The following is an 18,055-nucleotide window of genomic DNA, read 5'->3' as shown; positions in this document are numbered from 1 at the left end:
TCGTCGTACCGGTACATCCAACGCAAGGAGCTTCCGCATGAGCACTGACACCAAGCCGAAAGGCCCGGCCTCGTATTTCCCCTCCATCGAGAAGGCCTACGGTCAGCCGGTGGCGCACTGGTTCGGCCTGCTGGCGAAGCAGCCTAGGCTGAGGCACATGGAACTGGTCAGCTTCCTTAAAAGCGAGCATGGGCTGGGCCATGGCCACGCCAACGCGCTGGTGGCGCACCATCTGGCCGAGAAGGGATGAGGCAGGCAACGCTGCGCTGAACGGTCGTGTGGGGCCTGGCCACACGGCATCCAGGGTCAGGCAGACTGGGCGTTCATCCCGAGGCAGGACGCCCATATGCAGGTCACGTTGGACGCGATCACCGTCGACAACTACGAAGCCGTGTGCGACCTCGAGGTCAGTGAGGCGCAGCAGGATTTCGTCGCCGGCAACACCTGGTCGCTGGTGCAGGCCGCATTCCATCCCGGCTACCAGACCCGTGCCATCCAGGCCGATGGCGAGCTGGTCGGGTTCTTCATGTGGGTGCCGGAGACGCCGCAGCGCATCTCGATCTGGCGCTTCATGGTCGACCAGCGCTGGCAGGGGCGAGGCATCGGGCGCCGCGCGCTGGAACTGGCGCTGGCGCAGATCCGGGCCACGCCCGGGCTGGCCGAGATCGAGATCTGCTACAACCCGCGCAATCCGGTGGCCGGCGCCTTCTACGGCAGCTTCGGGTTCGTCGAGACCGGCATGGATGACGATGGCGAGGACATGCTGGCCGTGTTGCCTGTTGCGGGTCTGGAATAATCTGAATGGGCGAGGGTGGCTGAACGATTTCATCTGCAACTGTCATGCAGATCGTGTCTAATACCGCTCCCCACCCGCTGTTCCCCCACCCGCATGTCCCCTCCTTCCCATGGCCCCGCGCCGTGCGACGACGCTGACGGCCACCTGGTCACCGCCGGTCCGCTGACCCCACCGCCCGACAGTGCCGGCACCACCGCCGACGAAAAAGCGCTGCGACACTCGATCGCCGAGGACGTGCAGGGCATGGTGCTGGCCACGATGGTGGCCTCGCTGGGCCTGGCCATCTTCGCCAAGGGTGGGCTGATGATCGGCGGCATGGCGGGCATGGCGTTCCTGCTGCACTACGCGATGGGCTGGAACTTCGGCCTGGTGTTCGTGCTGGTCAACCTGCCGTTCTACTGGGTGGCGCTGCGGCGCATGGGCTGGGAATTCACCCTGAAGACCTTCGCCGCGGTCACCGCCTGTGGCGTGCTGACCGACCTGCTGCCGCGCTGGATCGACTTCTCGCATATCAACCCGCTGTACTCGGCGATCGTGGGCGGCGCGCTGTCCGGCCTGGGCATCCTGTTCTTCATCCGTCACCGCGCCAGCCTCGGCGGCATCGGCATCCTGGCGGTGTACCTGCAGCGCACCCGTGGCTGGAGCGCCGGCAAGGTGCAGATGTCCTACGACGCCTGCCTGATGGTGGCCGCGTTCTTCGTGCTGTCACCGTCGAAGGTGCTGTACTCGGCCATCGGCGCGGTGGTGCTCAGCCTGGTGCTGATGTTCAACCACCGCCCCGGCCGCTACATGGGCGTGTGATCGCGCTTTCCGCGTTCGCCGTGAACGTGTAGATCACCCGCAGCATGCAGTAGAGCCACGCCATGCGTGGCTGGCGCGGACGCCGATCAAGCGCCGGAGGCCTTCAACCACGGCGGCGACAGCGTCAGCAGCCGTGCATGCACCGGGCAGTCCGCGGCGTGCGCACCGGGCAGGTAGCCCAGGCTCATCAGGAATTCGCCGGTGATCTCGCCGCCGGTGAAGCGGAACGTCTTCTTGAACAGCTTGACCCAGTCGGCCTTGCTGCGCGGGTGATGCGCATCCAGCCATGCCGCGAAGCTGCCATGGCTGGCCCGCAGCTGCTGGATCACCTGCGCGTTGTGGATCGCCGCCAACACCTTCAGCCGGTTGCGGATGATGCCTGCGTCCGACAGCAGGCGTTCGATGTCCTGCTCGGCATAGGCCGCCACGCGGTCGACATCGAAACCGTCATAGGCCGTGCGGAAGCCCTCGCGCTTCTTCAGGATCGTTTCCCAGCTCAGCCCGGCCTGGTTGATCTCCAGCACCAGCCGCTCGAACAGCTCGCGCTCGTCACGCTGCGGGAAGCCGTACTCGTTGGCGTGGTAGTAGTCGTGCACCGGATGGCCCGGGGCGATGAGGCAGTAACCGCTCATGGGGAGGACTCGTTGGATTCGGGTTCGGGATCGATGGCCAGCGCAGGGCGCCCGCCGATGGACAGCATCGGCCAGCGCGGCGGTTCGAGAGTGAGCTCGCCATCACGCAGGGCCTGGTTGATGGCTTCGGCCTGGCCGCTGACAGTGCCGAACAGCGAACCGGCCCGGCGCCAGTGGGCATCCCTGCCACGTGCATACAGCACGCAGTCCGGCCCACGGTGGGTGTACAGCTCGCACAGCAGCACTTCGCCGGTGCCATCGCCGTCCAGGTCGCGATGCACGATCAGGCAGTCGCGCTCGCTCTGGGCGCAGGATTCGCCATTGATCGAACGCGTGGCCAGCGCCTGCCACCAATCGTCCGGCGGCGAGCTGGATCCCTTGGCCAGCTTCAGCGCGCGCTGCAGGGCGGCGACGTCCTGCGGACCCTTGTCGAGGCGGTGGCCGTCGTCCCAGCGTGAGGTACGTGCCAGTGCTGCAGCGATCACCTGTGGCGCGTTGGCATCGGTGGTGATGGCTGGATCACGCTGCAACTCGCGCAGCGCCTGCACGCCACGGCGCCCAAGATCGAAGCGCAGCACGTTGACGTCGCTACTGGTGATCGCCGGCGGATCCGCACGCAGGCGCGCCAGCTGGCTGGACAGGGTCAGCCGCACCGGATCCAGCAGCGGCGAGTTGCCCAGCAATGCCAGTGCCAGCACCGCCCAGCACATCCAGCGGTTGACCGGCTCCAGCATCTGCAACCAGCGGCTCTGCCGGCGCAGCACCGCCAGCGCATAGCCCACGGCATAGCCGGCCACGGCCAATGCGACGAGTACCGCCCAGAACCGGTCCACGGTCCAGCCGTACTGCGTCACGCGCAGGCCCAATGCATACAGCGCCAGCGCGGCGTACACCGGCAGTGTCAGCAGGCTGGCCTCGACCAGCCTTCGCAGTACCAGAGGGTAGGGTGCACTGTCTTCCCCCTGCTGGTAGACCGCATTGGTGAACGTCACCAGCAGCAGCGACACCACCACCAGCAGGCTGGCGGCGGAACGGGTCTTCCACAGCGGTTCCAGCCCGGTCAGCGGCAGGCTCAGCACGAACAGCACGGCGATGAACGAGAGCAGCGGCAGCAGCCCGCGGCAGATCGCGAACAGCACCTGGCGGGTGATCTGGATCGCGCGGTGCTGGGTGCGCCCGATCAGCACGCCGAACCCGGCCAGGCTGCCGGTGGCCAGCGCGATGAACGCGTCCTGGCGGAACAGGTCGCGGAAGACGGTCACGTCGAGCAACTGGAACAGCGCCGCCCACAGCCACAGCAGCAGCCAGGTCAGCCCGGTGAACAGCGCAGCCAGGGCCAGGGTCAGGCCGTTCTGCCAGGCACGCTCGAACAGCTCCGGATAGCTGGCGCGCCAATGCCCATGCTGCAGCTGGAACTGCCACCAGGGCAAGGCCACGAATACCGCCACGGCAATGCCCAGGGTCAACGGGACCTGCAACGCGCCCGACTCCAGTGCGGTCTCGCCAGTGAGGTTCCAGCCGGTCCAGGCGGCCAGCGCCAGCACCACCGCTGAGCCGAGCACGGCCTGCAGCCACAGTCGGCGCTGGCCCAGCTCGACCAGGCTCAGCGCCGCCGCGCTCGGAATGGCCAGCACCCAGGCGTACCAGCAGTAGCGCCAGCCGATATCGCGGAACGGCCACGCATCGGACAGTTCCTGTGCGGCATACAGCATCAGGCCCTGCAGCAGGGCAAGCAGGACGATGGCGCTGCGTGCCGGCAGGGTCAGGGGCGATGAAGACTGCATCGAAGACCTTCCATGGCAAAGCACCATCCTAGCCCATCGCTGTTCCGCGCCATCGCGCGACCATCCCGCCCCCAGCAGGTAGAATGGGGGCATGCCTGTAACGCCGACCTCCCTTGCCGATCACCTGCTCGTCGCGCTGCCGTCGCTGCTCGACGCGACCTTTGCCCGCAGCGTCGCGCTGATCTGCCAGCACGACGAGAACGGGGCAATGGGCGTGCTGGTCAACCAGCCTTCCGAATACACGCTGGGTGAAGTGCTTGCACAGATGGACATCACCACCGGTGATGGCGACCTGCAGGCGCGCATGGTGCTCAATGGCGGCCCGGTGCATCCCGAGCGCGGCTTCGTCATCCATGACGACGCGCGGGCGTGGGATTCCAGCCTGACCGTGGGAGAAGGCCTGTACCTGACCACCTCGCGCGACATCCTCGAAGCGATGGCGCGCGGCGAAGGCCCGGCCAATGCCGTGGTCACCCTCGGCTGTGCCGGTTGGGGTGCAGGGCAGCTGGAAAGCGAGCTGTCCGAGAACAGCTGGCTGACTGTGCCGGCCGATGCCGAACTGGTGTTCCAGCTGCCGCTGGAGCAGCGCTGGCAGGGTGCGGCCTCGCGCATCGGCGTGGACCTGTTCCGGCTGACCGACTACAGCGGCCATGTCTGAGCCCATCATGCCCGCGCCGGATCCTGCTGCCCCGGCCATCCGCCGTGACGGCACCGTTCTGGGTTTCGATGTCGGCTCGCGGCGTATCGGCGTGGCCATCGGCAGTGCCTTCGCTGCGCATGCGCGCGCGGTGGCCGTGGTCGATGTGCACGGCAACGGCCCGGACTGGACCGCGATCGAACGCCTGCTCAAGGAATGGAAACCCGATGGCCTGGTGGTCGGCGACCCGCTGACCCTGGACGGCCAGGACCAGCCCAACCGCAAGCGCGCGCAGGGCTTCGCCCGCCAGCTGCGGGAACGTTTCAAACTGCCAGTGGTGATGATCGACGAGCGTTCCAGCTCGGTCGAGGCCGCACGCCGCTTCGCTGTCGAGCGCGCCGAAGGGCGCAAGCGCCGCCGTGATGCGGCCGCCCTCGATGCCGTGGCCGCGGCGGTGATCATCGACCGCTGGCTGTCGTCGCCGGACGACGCCACCCCCATTCCCTGACTGCCCGACACCGCCATGACCGCCCAGCAAATCGATGCCTCCGGACGCCTGCGCCACCTGCTGACCCTGGAGGGCCTGCCGCGCGAAACCCTGCTGCAGCTGCTTGATCGGGCGGGGCAGATCCGCGATGCCGCGGTCGGTCGCGTCGGCAACAAGCGCCAGGTGCTGGCCGGTTCGGCGGTGTGCACGCTGTTCTTCGAACCGTCCACGCGCACCCGCAGTTCGTTCCAGTTGGCCGCGCAGCGCCTGGGCGCCGACGTGCTGAACTTCGATGCCTCGACCTCGTCCACGCGCAAGGGCGAAACCGCCTGCGACACGCTGCGCAACCTGGAAGCAATGGGCGTGCGCGGCTTCGTGGTGCGCCACCCGGATGATGGCGCCGTGGCCGCGCTGGCCGACGCCGCGGGTGAGGGCACCGCACTGATCAACGCCGGCGACGGCCGCAGCTCGCACCCGACCCAGGGCCTGCTGGACATGCTGACCCTGCGCCAGGCCAAGGGCCCGGATTTCTCGAAGCTGAAGGTGGTGATCGTCGGCGACGTGAAGCACTCGCGCGTGGCCCGCACCGACCTGCATGCGCTGCGCACGCTGGGTGTGGGCGAGATCCGCGTGTGCGGCCCGCAGTCGTTGCTGCCGGACGACGAGACCCTGAAGGGCTGCGTGGTCGGCGATGATTTCGACGCGATGCTGGAAGGCGTCGACGCGCTGATGATGCTGCGCCTGCAGCGCGAGCGCATGGAAGAAGGCCTGGTGCCGTCGCTGGAGCAGTACCACGCGCAGTACGGACTGACCAACGAACGCCTGGCCCGCGCCGGCAAGGATGCCGCGGTGCTGCACCCGGGTCCGATCAACCGTGGCGTGGAAGTGACGGACGACGTGGCCGACGGCCCGCAGTCGTGGGTGCTGCGCCAGGTCGCCAACGGCGTCGCCGTGCGCATGGCCGTGCTGGAAACCCTGCTGGGCTGATCGCAATCTTGACGGCATGGGTGGGTGCCGACCGTTGGTCGGCACAATGGGAATTCGCCTTGAACTGCCTGGGTAGGTGCCGACCGTTGGTCGGCACAATGGGAATTCGCCTTGAACTGCCTGGGTAGGTGCCGACTGTTGGTCGGCACAATGGGAATTCGCCTTGAACTGCCTGGGTAGGTGCCGACCGTTGGTCGGCACAGAGCCATCAGTCCAGTGAAGTGGCGAGCGTAGCCATTGATTGGCTACAGGCCTACCTGCATCGGAGTGGTTGCCCGATAGAAGGTGACTGCTGGCAAGCACACGCTTGTGCCGATGAATCGCGCACGCCTACGCCTTGGCCGCCATTCCCGGATCGGGCAATCCTACATCCTGACCACCGTCACCCAGGGCCGTCGACACTACTTCGACGACGCCACTGCGGCGCAGGTGGTGATGGAGGTGATCCGTCGTCTTGATGCTGACGGTCTGACGCACTCGCTTGCCTATGTGGTCATGCCGGATCATGTCCATTGGCTTGTGGAGCTCCGCGCGTTCTCGCTGGACTACGTCATGCAACGCTTCAAATCGAGCAGTGCATTGCGGACCAACCGCATGCTGGGTAGATCAGGGCGATTCTGGCAATCGAGCTATCACGATCACGCCATTCGTTCCGATGAATCGCTGTTCCGGCACGCGATGTACATCGTCGCCAACCCGATCCGGGCGAACTTGGCGAGCTGTCTTGGGGAGTACCCGCATGCGTGGTGCCGATGGGAGATTGATGGGCAGTTCAATGCAGAGGAACAGCCTGGATCGGAGAGATAGTGCCGACCAACGGTCGGCACCCACCACCAACTCCCATGCCGACCAACGGTCGGCACCCACCAGCTCCCATGCCCACCAACAGATGTTTCCCGACAGGAGCTTTGGTCAGCGCTTCTGCGCGAACAGCCACGCCCACATCGCCGGGTCGGCGTAGGTGGCGTCCCAGGCGTTGTGGTTGCCTTCCGGGTACTCGGTGTAGCGCACGTCGCGTGCGTGGGTGCCCTGGAATGCGCTGTGCAGCCTGCGGTCGTCATCCGGCGGCACCACGTCGTCCAGGGCACCGTGGAAGATCCAGATCGGCGTGTGCTGCAGTCGCCTGGCGATCACGGCGTACGGATCGGATTCCTGGGCCACCTGTTCGACGAACAGGGTCGGCCGCTTGGCGCGCGGCGCGAACACGGCACCGCATACCGGCACGATCGCGGCAAAGCGGTGCGGGTCATCCAGCGCAATGTTCCAGCTGCCGTAGCCGCCCATCGACATGCCGGTCAGGTACTGCCGCGCCGGGTCGGCGCCGAACTCGGCAATGGTCGCGTCCAGTGCGGCCACGGCCATGCGGTTGTTGCGGCCGCTCCATTCCGAATGGCGCGGTGCCTGCGGGAACACCACCAGCGCCGGGAAGTCGGGATGCTCGCGCAGGTAGGGCCCCAGTCCCGAGTACGTCTGCTTGATGCCGTCGCCGCCGCGTTCGCCCGAGCCATGCAGGAACAGGACCACCGGGACGCCGCTGCCGTTGCCGGCGCCTGCCGGCTGTCCCGCTCGCACCCCGGCCGGGATGAAGACCTGGTAATAGGCGGTCTCGCCGTCCACCTTCACTGCGCGGCCCTCGAAGCGGCCGCGCGCGCTGTCCGGCATCGAGGCACAGCCGGTCATCATCAGGACCGCCAGCAAGGGCAGCCAGCGCGGAATCGAACGGAGCATGGCGTTTCCCGGGGCAGTGAAGTCAGCTGCATCCTAGTCCGCCGCAGGTCAACGCGGCATCATGCGCCGCGTCACTCCGGTCGTGGGAAGCTGGCGATGATGTCCAGCTGCTCCTGCGCCTCGGCATTGCCGTCGGCGGCGGCGGCCTGCACCTGCGCGATGTCCGGGTGCAGCACCACCAGCAGCGGGTTCTCGCATACCGGGCAGTCGTACTCGGTGGCGTCCTCGTCCAGCTCCATCTCCATGGCGCGCGAGCTGCCCTTCCATTCACAGGCCGGGCAGGTGTGCTGCTGGTCGCGCCAGCCGGGCTGGAAGTAGTTTTCGATCGTTGTTGCCATGGGTGTTCCAGTTGGGATCGGGTCAGAGCCCCGCGTGGCGGGGATCCGACCCTGCAGGGTTCAGTGCAGCAGCACCAGCGTGGCCAGGCCGAGGAAGGTGAAGAAGCCCATCGAGTCGGTCACCGCGGTCAGGAAGATGCCGCTGGCCAGCGCCGGGTCGAAGCCGAAGCGTTTCAGGGTCAGTGGCACCAGCACGCCGGCCAGTGCGGCGAACAGCAGGTTGCAGGTCAGCGCGATGGCGATCACCGCCGACAGCCCGGGCGAGTGGAACCAGGCCAGCACGATCAGCCCCAGCACCGAACCCAGCATCACGCCGTTCAACAAGGCGACCCGCACTTCCTTCCACAGCAGCGTGCGCGCGTTGGACGCGCCCACCTGGCCCAGTGCCAGGCCGCGCACCATCAGCGCCAGCACCTGGGTGCCGGCATTGCCGCCCAGGCCTGCCACGATCGGCATCAGCACGGCCAGCGCCACCAGCTTGTCGATGGTGCCTTCGAAGTGGCCGACCACGCTGGAGGCCAGGAAGGCGGTGCACAGGTTCACCGACAGCCACATCAGGCGCCGGCGCATGGCGCGCCAGACCGGGCTGAACAGATCCTCGTCCTCGTCCAGGCCGGCGGCGCCCAGCGCCTGGTGCTCGGCCTGGCCACGGATGATGTCGACCACGTCATCGATGGTGATGCGGCCGATCAGGATGTTGTTGTCGTCCACCACCGGCGCGGAGATCCAGTCATGGTCGGAGAACTGGCGGGCGACCTCCTGGTCGCTCTCGCCGACATCGATGGCCGGCTGCTCGTCGTCGATCAGGCGGTTGATCGGGGTGGTGTCCTCGTGGGTCACCAGCGCCGCCAGCGACACCCGGCCGAGGTACTGGTGGCGCCGACTGACCACGAACAGGTGGTCGGTGTGGTCCGGCAGTTCGCCGCGCAGGCGCAGGTAACGCAGCACCACATCGACGTTGACGTCGGCGCGCACGGTCACCACGTCCGGGTTCATCAGGCGGCCGGCGCTGTCCTCGGGATAGGACAGCACCTGTTCCAGACGCTCGCGGTTCTCGCGGTCCATCGACTTGAGGACCTCGTCGATGACCGTATCCGGCAGGTCTTCGACCAGGTCGGCCAGGTCGTCGATGTCCAGGTCTTCGACCGCGGCGATGATCTCGTCCGGGTCCATGTCCGCGAGCAGGCTCTCGCGCACGTCTTCGCCGACGTGGACCAGCACCTCGCCGTCATCTTCCGGGTCGACCAGGCCCCACACCACCTCGCGCTTGCCTGGCGGCAGCGATTCCAGCAGGTTGCCGATCTCGGCCGGGGCCAGGGTGTTGACCAGCCGACGTACCGGGCCCAGCCGGCCGCTGTCCAGTGCATCGGACAACATCCGCAGTTGGCGCGCAGTCTTGTCGTGGCGTACAGCTTCAGCCATCGCAGCTCCCGCGGGATAAGAAAAGCCGCGATCCCGGCAAGGATGCGGCAACAGGGGTGTTCAGCGCGTCATTATCGCAAGGGGATGTTTCAACGCATACCCCGACGGGAGGCTGGGGTCAGATCCCTTTTCCACAGGAAAAGGGATCTGACCCCGCGCGTGCATGCCTGGCGAATCAGCAGGGCGCTCAGGGCGTATCCGCCACCAGCGCCAGCCAGCGTTCGATGGCGCGGCGGTCGCGCGCGGCCAGCAACTTCGGGGCACGGGCGCGCAGCGCACCCAGATCGGCTTCGCGGATTGCGCGGCGCACCTCCAGCAACGTACCGGGATGCAGGCTGAACTCGCTCAGGCCCAGCGCCAGCAGCAGCGGGGTCATCCGCGCATCACCGGCCATCTCGCCGCAGACCGCCACCGGGATGCGGTGGCGCGCGCCGGTCTCGATCACCATCTGCAACAGCCGCAGCACCGCCGGGTGCAACGGTGAATACAACTCACCCAGCGCCTCGTTGTTGCGGTCGGCGGCCAGCAGGTACTGCACCAGGTCATTGGTGCCGATCCACAGGAAATCGACCAGGTCGATGAAACTCTCCAGCGCCAGTGCAGCTGCCGGGACTTCGATCATCGCGCCCAGCGGCACGTGCTCGGACACCATGTGGCCTTCGCCGCGCAGCTGTTCGCTCAGCTTGAGCATGCGCCGGCGCACCGCCAGCAGTTCCTCGCGGGTGCTGACCATCGGCACCAGCACGCGCAGCTTGCCGTAGGCCGAGGCGCGCAGGATCGCGCGCAGCTGGGTGTCGGCCACCTTGGGTCGTGCCAGCGACAGGCGCACGCCGCGCAGGCCCAGTGCCGGGTTCTCTTCGTTGCTCAGGGTCAGGCCGGTGCGATCGGCCTTGTCCGCACCCAGGTCGAGCGTGCGGATGGTCACCGGCCGACCGCTCATGCCCAGTGCGGCATCACGGTAGGTCTGGAACTGTTCTTCTTCGTCCGGCAGTTCGTTGCGCTGCAGGAACAGGAATTCGGTGCGGTACAGGCCCAGCCCCTGCGCACCCAGTGCATGCGCCTGGGTGACGTCCTCCAGCGATTCGGCATTGGCCAGCAGGGCGATATCGACCTGGTCGCGGGTACGGCTGGGCTTGCTGCGCAGGCGGCCAAGCTCGCGCTGCTCGCGCGCGTGTTCCTTCAGGCGCGCGCGGTAGTCACGCAGGTTGTCGGCCAGCGGGTTGGCGGTGATGCTGCCGTCGGCACCGTCGATGATCAGCACGTCGCCGTCGGCGATGCGGCTGAGCAGCTGCGGCACGTTGACGATCAGGGGCAGGTGCAGGCTGCGGGCCAGGATCGCGCTGTGCGACAGCGCGCTGCCAGCGGCAGTGACGATGCCGACCACGCCCTGTGCCTGCAGCTGCGCCAGTTCGGACGGGGCGATGTTGTCGCAGACCAGGATCTCGCCGGCCAGGCCCTTCATCACCGGAGGGCGTTCGGGTTGCAGGAAGGCGTGGATACGGCCGATCACATGGTCGAGGTCGTCCATGCGGCTCTTCAGGTAGGCATCGTCCATGCCATCGAAGACCCTGGCCAGGCGGTCGCGCTGCAGGCGCAGCGCATAGCCGGCGCTGTACGGGCCGCTGCGGATCAGTTCGTCCAGCCCGAACAGCAGCTCGGGGTCATCCAGCAGCAGCGCGTGCAGGTCGAGGAACTCGCCCACTTCCTGGTTCAGCGCACCCTGCAGGCGCTGCCGCAGTTCGTGCATTTCCGTACGCGCGGCATCCACCGCCCGGTGCAGGCGAGCCAGTTCGGCCTCGACCTGGCTGGTTGCGACACGTTGTTCAGCGACTTCCAGCGCATGCGGCAAGCGTACGCGGGCCCGGCCCATTGCCGTGCCGCGCGCGGCCCCGTGCCCGGCCAGCAGTTGTACCGGCCGCTGGCCGGAAGGGACCTGGCCGGCGCGTGCGCGTGGCACGCTCAGCTGTCCTCGTCGAAGCGGCGTTCGAACAGGCCGACCACCGCGTCCATTGCGGCGGCTTCATCTTCGCCGTTGATGCGCACGGTGACCGGAGTGCCTTGACCAGCGGCCAGCAGCATCACGCCCATGATGCTCTTGGCGTTGATCTCACGGCCCTTGGCGGCCATGGTCACGTTGCAGCGGAACGGCGCCAGGGTCTGCACCAGCTTGGCGGTGGCCCGGGCGTGCAGGCCCAGGCGGTTGCTGACGGTGAGTTCTCGTTCAAGCATCGTCGACTATCGCTCCATTACGGGTACCCGCCGCGGCTGTGGCGGGCAGTTGATCCAGTCCCTGTTCCGGATAATTCATCACCCGCAGCAACATCGGCAGGCTCAGCGCCGACACCCGGCGAACCGGGGTCCCCAGCCGGGCCAGCTGCCCGGCAAGGTTGGCGGGGCTGGCGCCGTACAGGTCGGTCAGGATCAGCACGCCTTCACCGCTGTCGACCCGCCGCAGGGCGGCCGAGGCGAGCGGGAGCAGGGCGTCCAGGTCTGCGTCGAACGGTACTTCGAAAGCTTCGGTTTTCAGCGGCAATTGCCGCAGGAGCCGGGTCGCCACGTCAAGCAGGGCGGTCCCGACCCCGGGATGTGTTACGAGGAGAATGCCACAGGTCATTACTGCACGTTAACAGGTCAAGGTGAATCGGCGATAGCAGCAGATGAGGGGCACTGTGTCCCGTATTCAGCGTTACCGGGGTCAGAGCCCTTTTCCCCTGACCCCATCCGTTTTTCGACGCCTGACCGGGATTCATCCACGCATGGCGTGGATCTACTGTGTCGACCAAGGTCGACACCTACCAACAGCACACCGCACCGCCATCCCACGGAAGCCGCTTTTGCTGTTGCTGTTGCTGTTGCCGGCCAGCGGCCGGCACTACCGGCGGGTGCCGGGCGCAGCCCGGCCGGGGCCCCCCTCAATCCTGTTCGCGGTGGTACGTGGCCACGTCTTCCCAGCCCATCTCGCGGGCATGCCGGGCCATGCGCTCGGCCAGGAACACCGAACGGTGCTTGCCGCCGGTGCAGCCGAATGCCACGGTCACGTAGCTGCGGGTGCCATCGCCCAGTTTCGGCAGCCAGGTATCGAGGAAATCCATCAGCTGGGTCAGGTAGCGCTGCACGTCCGGCTGCGCTTCCAGGTAGTCGCGCACGCCCGGCTCGCGGCCGCTGAGCGCGCGCAGGTCCGGGTCCCAGTGCGGATTGGGCAGCACGCGGGCGTCGAACACGAAGTCCGCCTCGGCGGGCACACCACGCTTGTAGGCGAAGGATTCGAACAGCAGCGACAGGCCGGTGGCATGGTCCATCGCGAACTCGGTGATGATCCGCCGCCGCAGCTGATGCACGTTGAGGTTGCTGGTATCGATCACCGCGTCGGCCTCACGGCGCAGCGGCGCGGTCAGCTCGCGCTCGCGGGCAATCGCTTCGGGCAACGACAGGCCCAGCTGGCTCAGTGGATGGCGACGACGGGTGTCGGCGTAGCGCTTGAGCACCGTTTCGTCGCTGGCCTCGAAGAACAGCACCTTCACTTCCACGCCGGCATCGGTGGCCAGCTGCCGCCAGTTGCCCAGCTGGCTCAGGTCGGACTGGCCACGCACGTCGATGCCTACCGCCAGCCGGCGCGGTGCGCTGCCGTCGTGGTTGGCCAGCAGGCTGCGCACGAAGTCCGGCAGCAGGTGGATCGGCAGGTTGTCCGAGCAGTAGTAGTCCTGGTCCTCGAAGGTCTTGAGGGCGACGGATTTACCCGAGCCGGACAGGCCACTGACGATGATCAGGGTCGGGGCGGTGGGGGTTGCGGTGCTCATGGACAGGCTCTTCGAGGGGCAGTGGAGTCAGGGTGTTCGCCGTTCCAGCAGATTGCTGTGGCGGGCGATGAACATCGCTGCCGGGTCGATGCCCTTGGTGCGCAGGATGTGCAGGCGGGTCGCGGCCTCGGTCAGCACGGCCAGGTTGCGGCCGGGCATCACCGGCAGGGTGATCAGCGGAACGTCCAGGTCCAGCACATGGCGGGTGCCCGAGTCGCCGGTGAGGCGCTCGTAGCCATGCGGGGTAGGTTCGGTCATCGGCTTGGTCAGGTGGACGATCAGCCGAAGGTACTTGTTCTTCTTTACAGCCGTGTCGCCGAACATCTCGCGCACGTTCAGCACGCCCAGGCCGCGCACTTCCAGCAGGTCCTGCAGCAGTTCGGGGCAGGTGCCGTCGAGTACATCAGGCGCGATCTGGGTGAATTCGGGGGCATCGTCGGCCACCAGTCGATGGCCGCGGCTGAGCAGTTCCAGCGCCAGCTCGCTCTTGCCCGATCCGGCCTCGCCGGTGATCAGCACGCCGATGGAGTAGATCTCCATGAACACGCCATGCAGGATCACCCGCGGCGCCAGCGTACGCGCCAGGTGGTAGGACAGGTGGTTGAGCAGTTCGTGGCCGCGCTTGGGCGACAGCCACAGCGGTGTACCGGATTCATCGGCGGCCGCGCGCAGGTCTTCCGGGCACGCCTGGTTGCGGGTCAGCACCAGCGCCAGCGGGTGCGACTGCATGATCTTTTCGATGGTTTCCCAACGCTGGCGCGGTTCCAGCGCATCCAGCCAGGACAGTTCCTCGGTGCCCAGGATCTGCACCTTGTTGGGATAGATGGCATTGAGGTAGCCGGCCAGCGAGGGACGCCGCGAGACCGTGTTGCCGGCCTCCAGCTCGCGTTTCTCACCGGATTTGCCGGCGGCCCAGCGCAGCCCCAGCCGCTCGCGCTGCTGTTCGAACAGTTCACGGGCGGTGATGCTGGTATTCATGCGGCACTCGCAGGTGGGGTCATGTCCAGCGCTTCGCGCAGCGCCCGGGCATCGCCGGCTTCGCGCAGGGCCTGGCGGATGTCCGGTGCGGAAAACAGCTCTGCCAGCTCGGACAGCAGCATCAGGTGCTGGTGGGTGTAGTGGGCGGGGACGGCCATCGCGAACACCAGATCCACCGGCTCATCGCCGCCGAAGTCGACCGGGGTCGCCAGACGCAGCAGCGCGCCACGGGGGCGGTCCAGGGTCGGCGCGCGGCCGTGGGGGATGGCGATGCCGTGGCCGATCGCGGTGCTGCCCAGGGCTTCGCGCTGGCACAGGTTCAGATAGATCTGTTCGGCGTTGGCCTGGCGGCAGGCCAGCAACCCGGCGGCGGCCTGCAGGACGCTGTCACGGTCGGTGGCCGTGCAGAGCTGGGTCTGCACGGCCGCCAGGAGGTCAGTCAGGGGCATGTCTGCGGGGAACGGTGGCGATCAGCCACCATTGTCGCCCACCGGCAGCGGTGCGTGCTGCTGTTTTTTCTCCTTGTGCTTGATGACCAGGCGGTCAAGCTTGTCCGCAAGCAGGTCGATCGCGGCATACATGGTCTGGCCGCCGGCCTCGGCGTGCAGGGTCTGCCCCGGAATGTTGAGGCTGGCGTCGACGTGGTGTTCGGTCTTCTGCAGCTTGAGGGTCACCCGCGCTTCGCAGTGCTGGTCGAAGTGTTTTCCGATCCGGGCCAGCTTCTCCTCTACATAGGACTGCAGGGCCGGGGTGACTTCGACGTCTTTGCCAAACGTTTCGATGCGCATCGGGTTTCTCCTGTGTTCGGATGTGCCAATGAACCTCTCCGCCGGGCGCGGCGGCGCGTCAAGCGATTCTGACCCTTTCGTGCGAGGCGGAGATGTTCATGGCTTCACGATACTTCGCCACGGTGCGTCGCGCCACTGGAATTCCCGACGATTTGAGCAGGTCAGCCAGCTTGGCGTCAGAAAGCGGCTTGCGCGGGTTCTCATCGTCGATCAGGCGCCGGATCATCGCCTGGATGGCCGTGCTGGATGCCTCGCCACCGCCCTCGGTATCGATGCCCGAGGCGAAGAAGGCGCGCAGCGGCAGGGTGCCGCGCGGCGTGCGCACGTGCTTGCGGGCGATCGCACGCGACACCGTGGATTCGTGCAGGCCCAGCTCGGCGGCGATCTCGCGCAGGGTCAGCGGGCGCAGCGCTTGCTCGCCGAATTCGAGGAAGCCGGCCTGTTGCAGGATCAGGCTGCGCACCACCCGCAGCAGGGTTTCGCCGCGCTGCTGCAGGCCCTTCAGCAGCCAGCGCGCCTCCTGCAGCTGGGCGCGCAGGTAGCCGGCGTCGGCCTCGCCACAGCGGCGGATCAACTGTTCGTAGCCGCGGTGGATCACCACCTTCGGCCCGGCATGGCCGGCCAGTGCCGCGCGCCAGATGCCGTTCTGTCGCCACACCACGACGTCGGGCACCACGTAGGTGTCCTGCGAAAGCGGCGCGATCTGCGTGCCCGGACGCGGGTCCAGCGAGCGCAGCAGCGCGACCGCCGTCTCGACCTCGTCCAGGGGCTGTTTCAGTTCATGGGCCAGCCCGGCGACGCCGCTGCGCGGCAGCCGTTCCAGCGGGCCTGCGGCAATCTGTCGCGCCAGCGCCAGCCCCGGCGTGTCGCCAGGCAGCACGTCCAGCTGCAGCTGCAGGCATTCGCCGAGCGTGCGCGCGGCAACGCCGACCGGGTCGAAACGCTGGATGCGATGCAGCACCGCGAGGATTTCATCCTCATCGGCATGGACCGCCGGCAGCAGGGTTTCGGCGATGGTGGCCAGCGGTTCGCGCAGGTAGCCGTCGTCGTCCAAGGCATCGATCAGTGCCGCGCCGATGCTGCGGTCATGCGTGGAAAGATGCGACAGGTGCAGCTGCCACAGCAGGTGGTCGGCCAGGGTTTCGGTTTCGGCCACGCGCTCGGCGGCACTGCCGGTGTCATCGTCATCGTCGAAGCTGCCGCCACTGCCGGCGGCACTCCAGTCGAGTTCGGCCGGTCCCCAGTCGTCACCGTTGTCGGTGCGTTCGGCGGGGGCGTCGGCATCCGTGCTGTCGCTGCCCTCATTGGCGGCACTGCTGTCGTTGCTGTCGGCCCAGTCCAGCAGCGGATTGCTCTCCACGGCCTGGGCGATTTCAAGCTCCAGCTCGGTCGTGGACATCTGCAGCAGCTTGATCGCCTGCTGCAGCTGGGGCGTAAGCACCAGCTGCTGTCCCAACGATGTCTGCAGCCGAGTCTTCATGCCTGTGCCGAACGGAAGGAAAGGGACCCGGCGCCTGCGGTCACAGCTTGAAGGAATCCCCAAGGTAGACGCGACGTACGTCGGCGTTGTCCAGGATCGCCTCCGGCGAGCCCTGGGCCAGCACGGTGCCCTCGGCGAGGATATACGCGCGGTCGCAGATTCCCAAGGTCTCGCGCACGTTGTGGTCGGTGATCAACACGCCGATGCCACGCTGCTTGAGATGGGTGACGATGCGCTGGATTTCACCCACCGAGATCGGGTCGACACCGGCAAACGGTTCGTCGAGCAGGATCAGGCGCGGCTGTGCGGCCAGTGCGCGGGCGATCTCGCAGCGACGACGTTCGCCACCGGACAGGCTGGCGCCGAGCTGGTCGGCAACATGGCCCAGCTGCAGTTCGTCGAGCAGGCTGTTCAATTCGCGTTCGCGGCCAGCCGAATCCAGGTCTTCGCGCAGTTCCAGCACCAGGCGGAGGTTGTCGGCCACGGTCAGCTTGCGGAACACCGACGGTTCCTGCGGCAGGTAGCCCACGCCCTGCTTGGCACGGGTGTACATCGGATCGCTGGTGATGTCCTTGCCGTCGAGCACGATGCTGCCGGCATCGGCGGCGACCAGGCCGACGATCATGTAGAAGCAGGTGGTCTTGCCGGCGCCGTTGGGGCCGAGCAGGCCGACCACTTCGCCGGCGTCGAGGGTCAGCCCGAAGTCCTTGACGACTTCGCGCTGCTTGTAGCGCTTGCGCAGGCCCTTGGCGACGAGCATTACTTCTTGCTCCCGGCCGGCTTGGCCGGCGTGCTGGCCGGCGCCGCCGCCTTGGGCGTGGCAGCCGGTTGTGCCGCCGGGTTCTTGTTCTTCGGCGGAATGACGGTGCGCACGCGGCTGCCATCGCCACCGGAGTTCATCTCGCCGCTGCGGGTGTTGTAGACCATGCGCTGGCCGGCATTGGTGCCGCGCGCGCTGGTGACCTTGTAGTTGCCGGTCAGGGTGATGATCTCGGTCTTGATGTCGTAGTCGATGCGATCAGCCACCGCGTCCATCCAGGTGCCATCGTCGAGCTGCTGCTTCATCGTGGCCTGCTTGCCGGTGAACACCGCACGCACCGCCTCGCCGTCCTTCAGGTAGATCTCGGCTTCGGACGAGCGGATGTCCAGCGAGCCCTGGGTGACGGTCACGCCCTGCGACAGCACGGTCTTGCCATCGCCGGTGAGCACGCCCGACTGGGCACCGGAGTCGATGTTCATGTTCTCGTTGCGGTCGGTGGACTTGGCAAAGGCGGCGCTGGGAACAAGCAGGCCGAGCGCGAGTACGGCTGCAAAGGGAATCTTCATCGGGGTCCGTTCTACCGGTGGGGCCGCCCGGGAAACCGGGGGCGGGTGGGTGGGCTGCCTGCCTTGCGCCTGTC

22 protein-coding genes are annotated in these 18,055 nt (G+C 67.2%); 7 read left to right on the top strand and 15 right to left on the bottom strand.

Going from position 1 to position 18,055, the window contains the following annotated elements:
- Window positions 1-37: 37 nt before the first annotated feature.
- From ACXI0D_RS07165 to ACXI0D_RS07155, 3 genes are all read left to right on the top strand, one after another.
- Window positions 38-250, top strand: coding sequence for a DUF4287 domain-containing protein (locus ACXI0D_RS07165; protein ID WP_479642449.1), 213 nt, complete (start codon window positions 38-40; stop codon window positions 248-250).
- 96 nt (window positions 251-346) lie between these two features.
- Window positions 347-796: a GNAT family N-acetyltransferase gene (locus ACXI0D_RS07160; RefSeq protein WP_049443417.1), complete on the top strand. Its 450-nt coding sequence runs from the start codon at window positions 347-349 to the stop codon at window positions 794-796.
- A 93-nt stretch (window positions 797-889) separates the two neighbouring features.
- On the top strand, window positions 890-1,597 hold the full coding sequence (locus ACXI0D_RS07155; protein WP_049443418.1) for a YitT family protein: 708 nt from the start codon (window positions 890-892) through the stop codon (window positions 1,595-1,597).
- Window positions 1,598-1,683: 86 nt separating this feature from the next.
- Here ACXI0D_RS07155 and ACXI0D_RS07150 read toward each other — a convergent pair whose 3' ends face one another.
- On the bottom strand, window positions 1,684-2,229 hold the full coding sequence (locus ACXI0D_RS07150) for a DNA-3-methyladenine glycosylase I (RefSeq protein ID WP_049443419.1): 546 nt from the start codon (window positions 2,227-2,229) through the stop codon (window positions 1,684-1,686).
- Entirely contained in the window at window positions 2,226-4,013 is a 1,788-nt protein-coding gene (locus ACXI0D_RS07145) for a DUF4153 domain-containing protein (RefSeq protein ID WP_049443420.1), read from the bottom strand. The genes ACXI0D_RS07150 and ACXI0D_RS07145 overlap by 4 nt, the downstream gene beginning before the upstream one ends.
- A 91-nt stretch (window positions 4,014-4,104) precedes the next feature.
- On the opposite strand from ACXI0D_RS07145, the gene ACXI0D_RS07140 reads away from it, so the two are divergent.
- From ACXI0D_RS07140 to ACXI0D_RS07125, 4 genes are all read left to right on the top strand, one after another.
- Window positions 4,105-4,671: a YqgE/AlgH family protein gene (locus tag ACXI0D_RS07140; protein WP_014036231.1), complete on the top strand. Its 567-nt coding sequence runs from the start codon at window positions 4,105-4,107 to the stop codon at window positions 4,669-4,671.
- Window positions 4,664-5,158, top strand: coding sequence for a Holliday junction resolvase RuvX (gene ruvX / locus ACXI0D_RS07135; protein ID WP_049443421.1), 495 nt, complete (start codon window positions 4,664-4,666; stop codon window positions 5,156-5,158). The genes ACXI0D_RS07140 and ruvX overlap by 8 nt, the downstream gene beginning before the upstream one ends.
- Before the next feature lie 15 nt (window positions 5,159-5,173).
- On the top strand, window positions 5,174-6,124 hold the full coding sequence (locus tag ACXI0D_RS07130) for an aspartate carbamoyltransferase catalytic subunit (protein ID WP_119007197.1): 951 nt from the start codon (window positions 5,174-5,176) through the stop codon (window positions 6,122-6,124).
- Window positions 6,125-6,439: 315 nt separating this feature from the next.
- Window positions 6,440-6,931 carry an REP-associated tyrosine transposase gene (locus tag ACXI0D_RS07125; RefSeq protein WP_075675162.1) on the top strand — a complete coding sequence of 164 codons (492 nt, stop codon included), beginning with the start codon at window positions 6,440-6,442 and terminating at the stop codon, window positions 6,929-6,931.
- A 105-nt stretch (window positions 6,932-7,036) separates the two neighbouring features.
- Here ACXI0D_RS07125 and ACXI0D_RS07120 read toward each other — a convergent pair whose 3' ends face one another.
- From ACXI0D_RS07120 to lptA, 13 genes are all read right to left on the bottom strand, one after another.
- Window positions 7,037-7,852, bottom strand: coding sequence for a carboxylesterase family protein (locus tag ACXI0D_RS07120; protein WP_119007196.1), 816 nt, complete (start codon window positions 7,850-7,852; stop codon window positions 7,037-7,039).
- 71 nt (window positions 7,853-7,923) lie between these two features.
- Window positions 7,924-8,190: a hypothetical protein gene (locus tag ACXI0D_RS07115; protein ID WP_014036236.1), complete on the bottom strand. Its 267-nt coding sequence runs from the start codon at window positions 8,188-8,190 to the stop codon at window positions 7,924-7,926.
- Window positions 8,191-8,250: 60 nt separating this feature from the next.
- Window positions 8,251-9,612 carry a magnesium transporter gene (mgtE, locus tag ACXI0D_RS07110; RefSeq protein WP_008266103.1) on the bottom strand — a complete coding sequence of 454 codons (1,362 nt, stop codon included), beginning with the start codon at window positions 9,610-9,612 and terminating at the stop codon, window positions 8,251-8,253.
- A 187-nt stretch (window positions 9,613-9,799) separates the two neighbouring features.
- Entirely contained in the window at window positions 9,800-11,569 is a 1,770-nt protein-coding gene (gene ptsP / locus ACXI0D_RS07105) for a phosphoenolpyruvate--protein phosphotransferase (RefSeq protein ID WP_479642448.1), read from the bottom strand.
- Window positions 11,570-11,571: 2 nt separating this feature from the next.
- On the bottom strand, window positions 11,572-11,841 hold the full coding sequence (locus ACXI0D_RS07100; protein WP_014036238.1) for an HPr family phosphocarrier protein: 270 nt from the start codon (window positions 11,839-11,841) through the stop codon (window positions 11,572-11,574).
- The gene (locus ACXI0D_RS07095) at window positions 11,834-12,226 is read right to left on the bottom strand and encodes a PTS sugar transporter subunit IIA (protein WP_014036239.1); all 393 of its coding nucleotides are present in this window, start codon (window positions 12,224-12,226) and stop codon (window positions 11,834-11,836) included. The genes ACXI0D_RS07100 and ACXI0D_RS07095 overlap by 8 nt, the downstream gene beginning before the upstream one ends.
- Window positions 12,227-12,524: 298 nt before the next feature.
- Window positions 12,525-13,409 carry an RNase adapter RapZ gene (gene rapZ, locus ACXI0D_RS07090; RefSeq protein WP_049443426.1) on the bottom strand — a complete coding sequence of 295 codons (885 nt, stop codon included), beginning with the start codon at window positions 13,407-13,409 and terminating at the stop codon, window positions 12,525-12,527.
- Window positions 13,410-13,436: 27 nt separating this feature from the next.
- Window positions 13,437-14,387: an HPr(Ser) kinase/phosphatase gene (gene hprK, locus ACXI0D_RS07085; protein ID WP_005408388.1), complete on the bottom strand. Its 951-nt coding sequence runs from the start codon at window positions 14,385-14,387 to the stop codon at window positions 13,437-13,439.
- Entirely contained in the window at window positions 14,384-14,836 is a 453-nt protein-coding gene (locus ACXI0D_RS07080; protein ID WP_032130191.1) for a PTS sugar transporter subunit IIA, read from the bottom strand. The genes hprK and ACXI0D_RS07080 overlap by 4 nt, the downstream gene beginning before the upstream one ends.
- Window positions 14,837-14,857: 21 nt before the next feature.
- Window positions 14,858-15,175, bottom strand: a complete 318-nt coding sequence (hpf, locus tag ACXI0D_RS07075; protein ID WP_005415556.1) for a ribosome hibernation-promoting factor, HPF/YfiA family — start codon at window positions 15,173-15,175, stop codon at window positions 14,858-14,860.
- 58 nt (window positions 15,176-15,233) lie between these two features.
- A complete protein-coding gene (locus ACXI0D_RS07070) occupies window positions 15,234-16,655 on the bottom strand; it encodes an RNA polymerase factor sigma-54 (RefSeq protein WP_049443427.1) in 1,422 nt (473 codons plus the stop codon).
- A gap of 40 nt (window positions 16,656-16,695) precedes the next feature.
- On the bottom strand, window positions 16,696-17,415 hold the full coding sequence (gene lptB, locus ACXI0D_RS07065) for an LPS export ABC transporter ATP-binding protein (RefSeq protein WP_005415558.1): 720 nt from the start codon (window positions 17,413-17,415) through the stop codon (window positions 16,696-16,698).
- On the bottom strand, window positions 17,415-17,981 hold the full coding sequence (lptA, locus tag ACXI0D_RS07060; protein WP_075675157.1) for a lipopolysaccharide transport periplasmic protein LptA: 567 nt from the start codon (window positions 17,979-17,981) through the stop codon (window positions 17,415-17,417). Before lptA ends, lptB begins: the two co-directional genes overlap by 1 nt.
- Between the last annotated feature and the right edge of the window lie 74 nt (window positions 17,982-18,055).

The sequence above is a fragment of the Stenotrophomonas sp. C9D9 genome, assembly GCF_056491205.1.
This window is presented reverse-complemented; position numbering and strand designations above follow the sequence as displayed.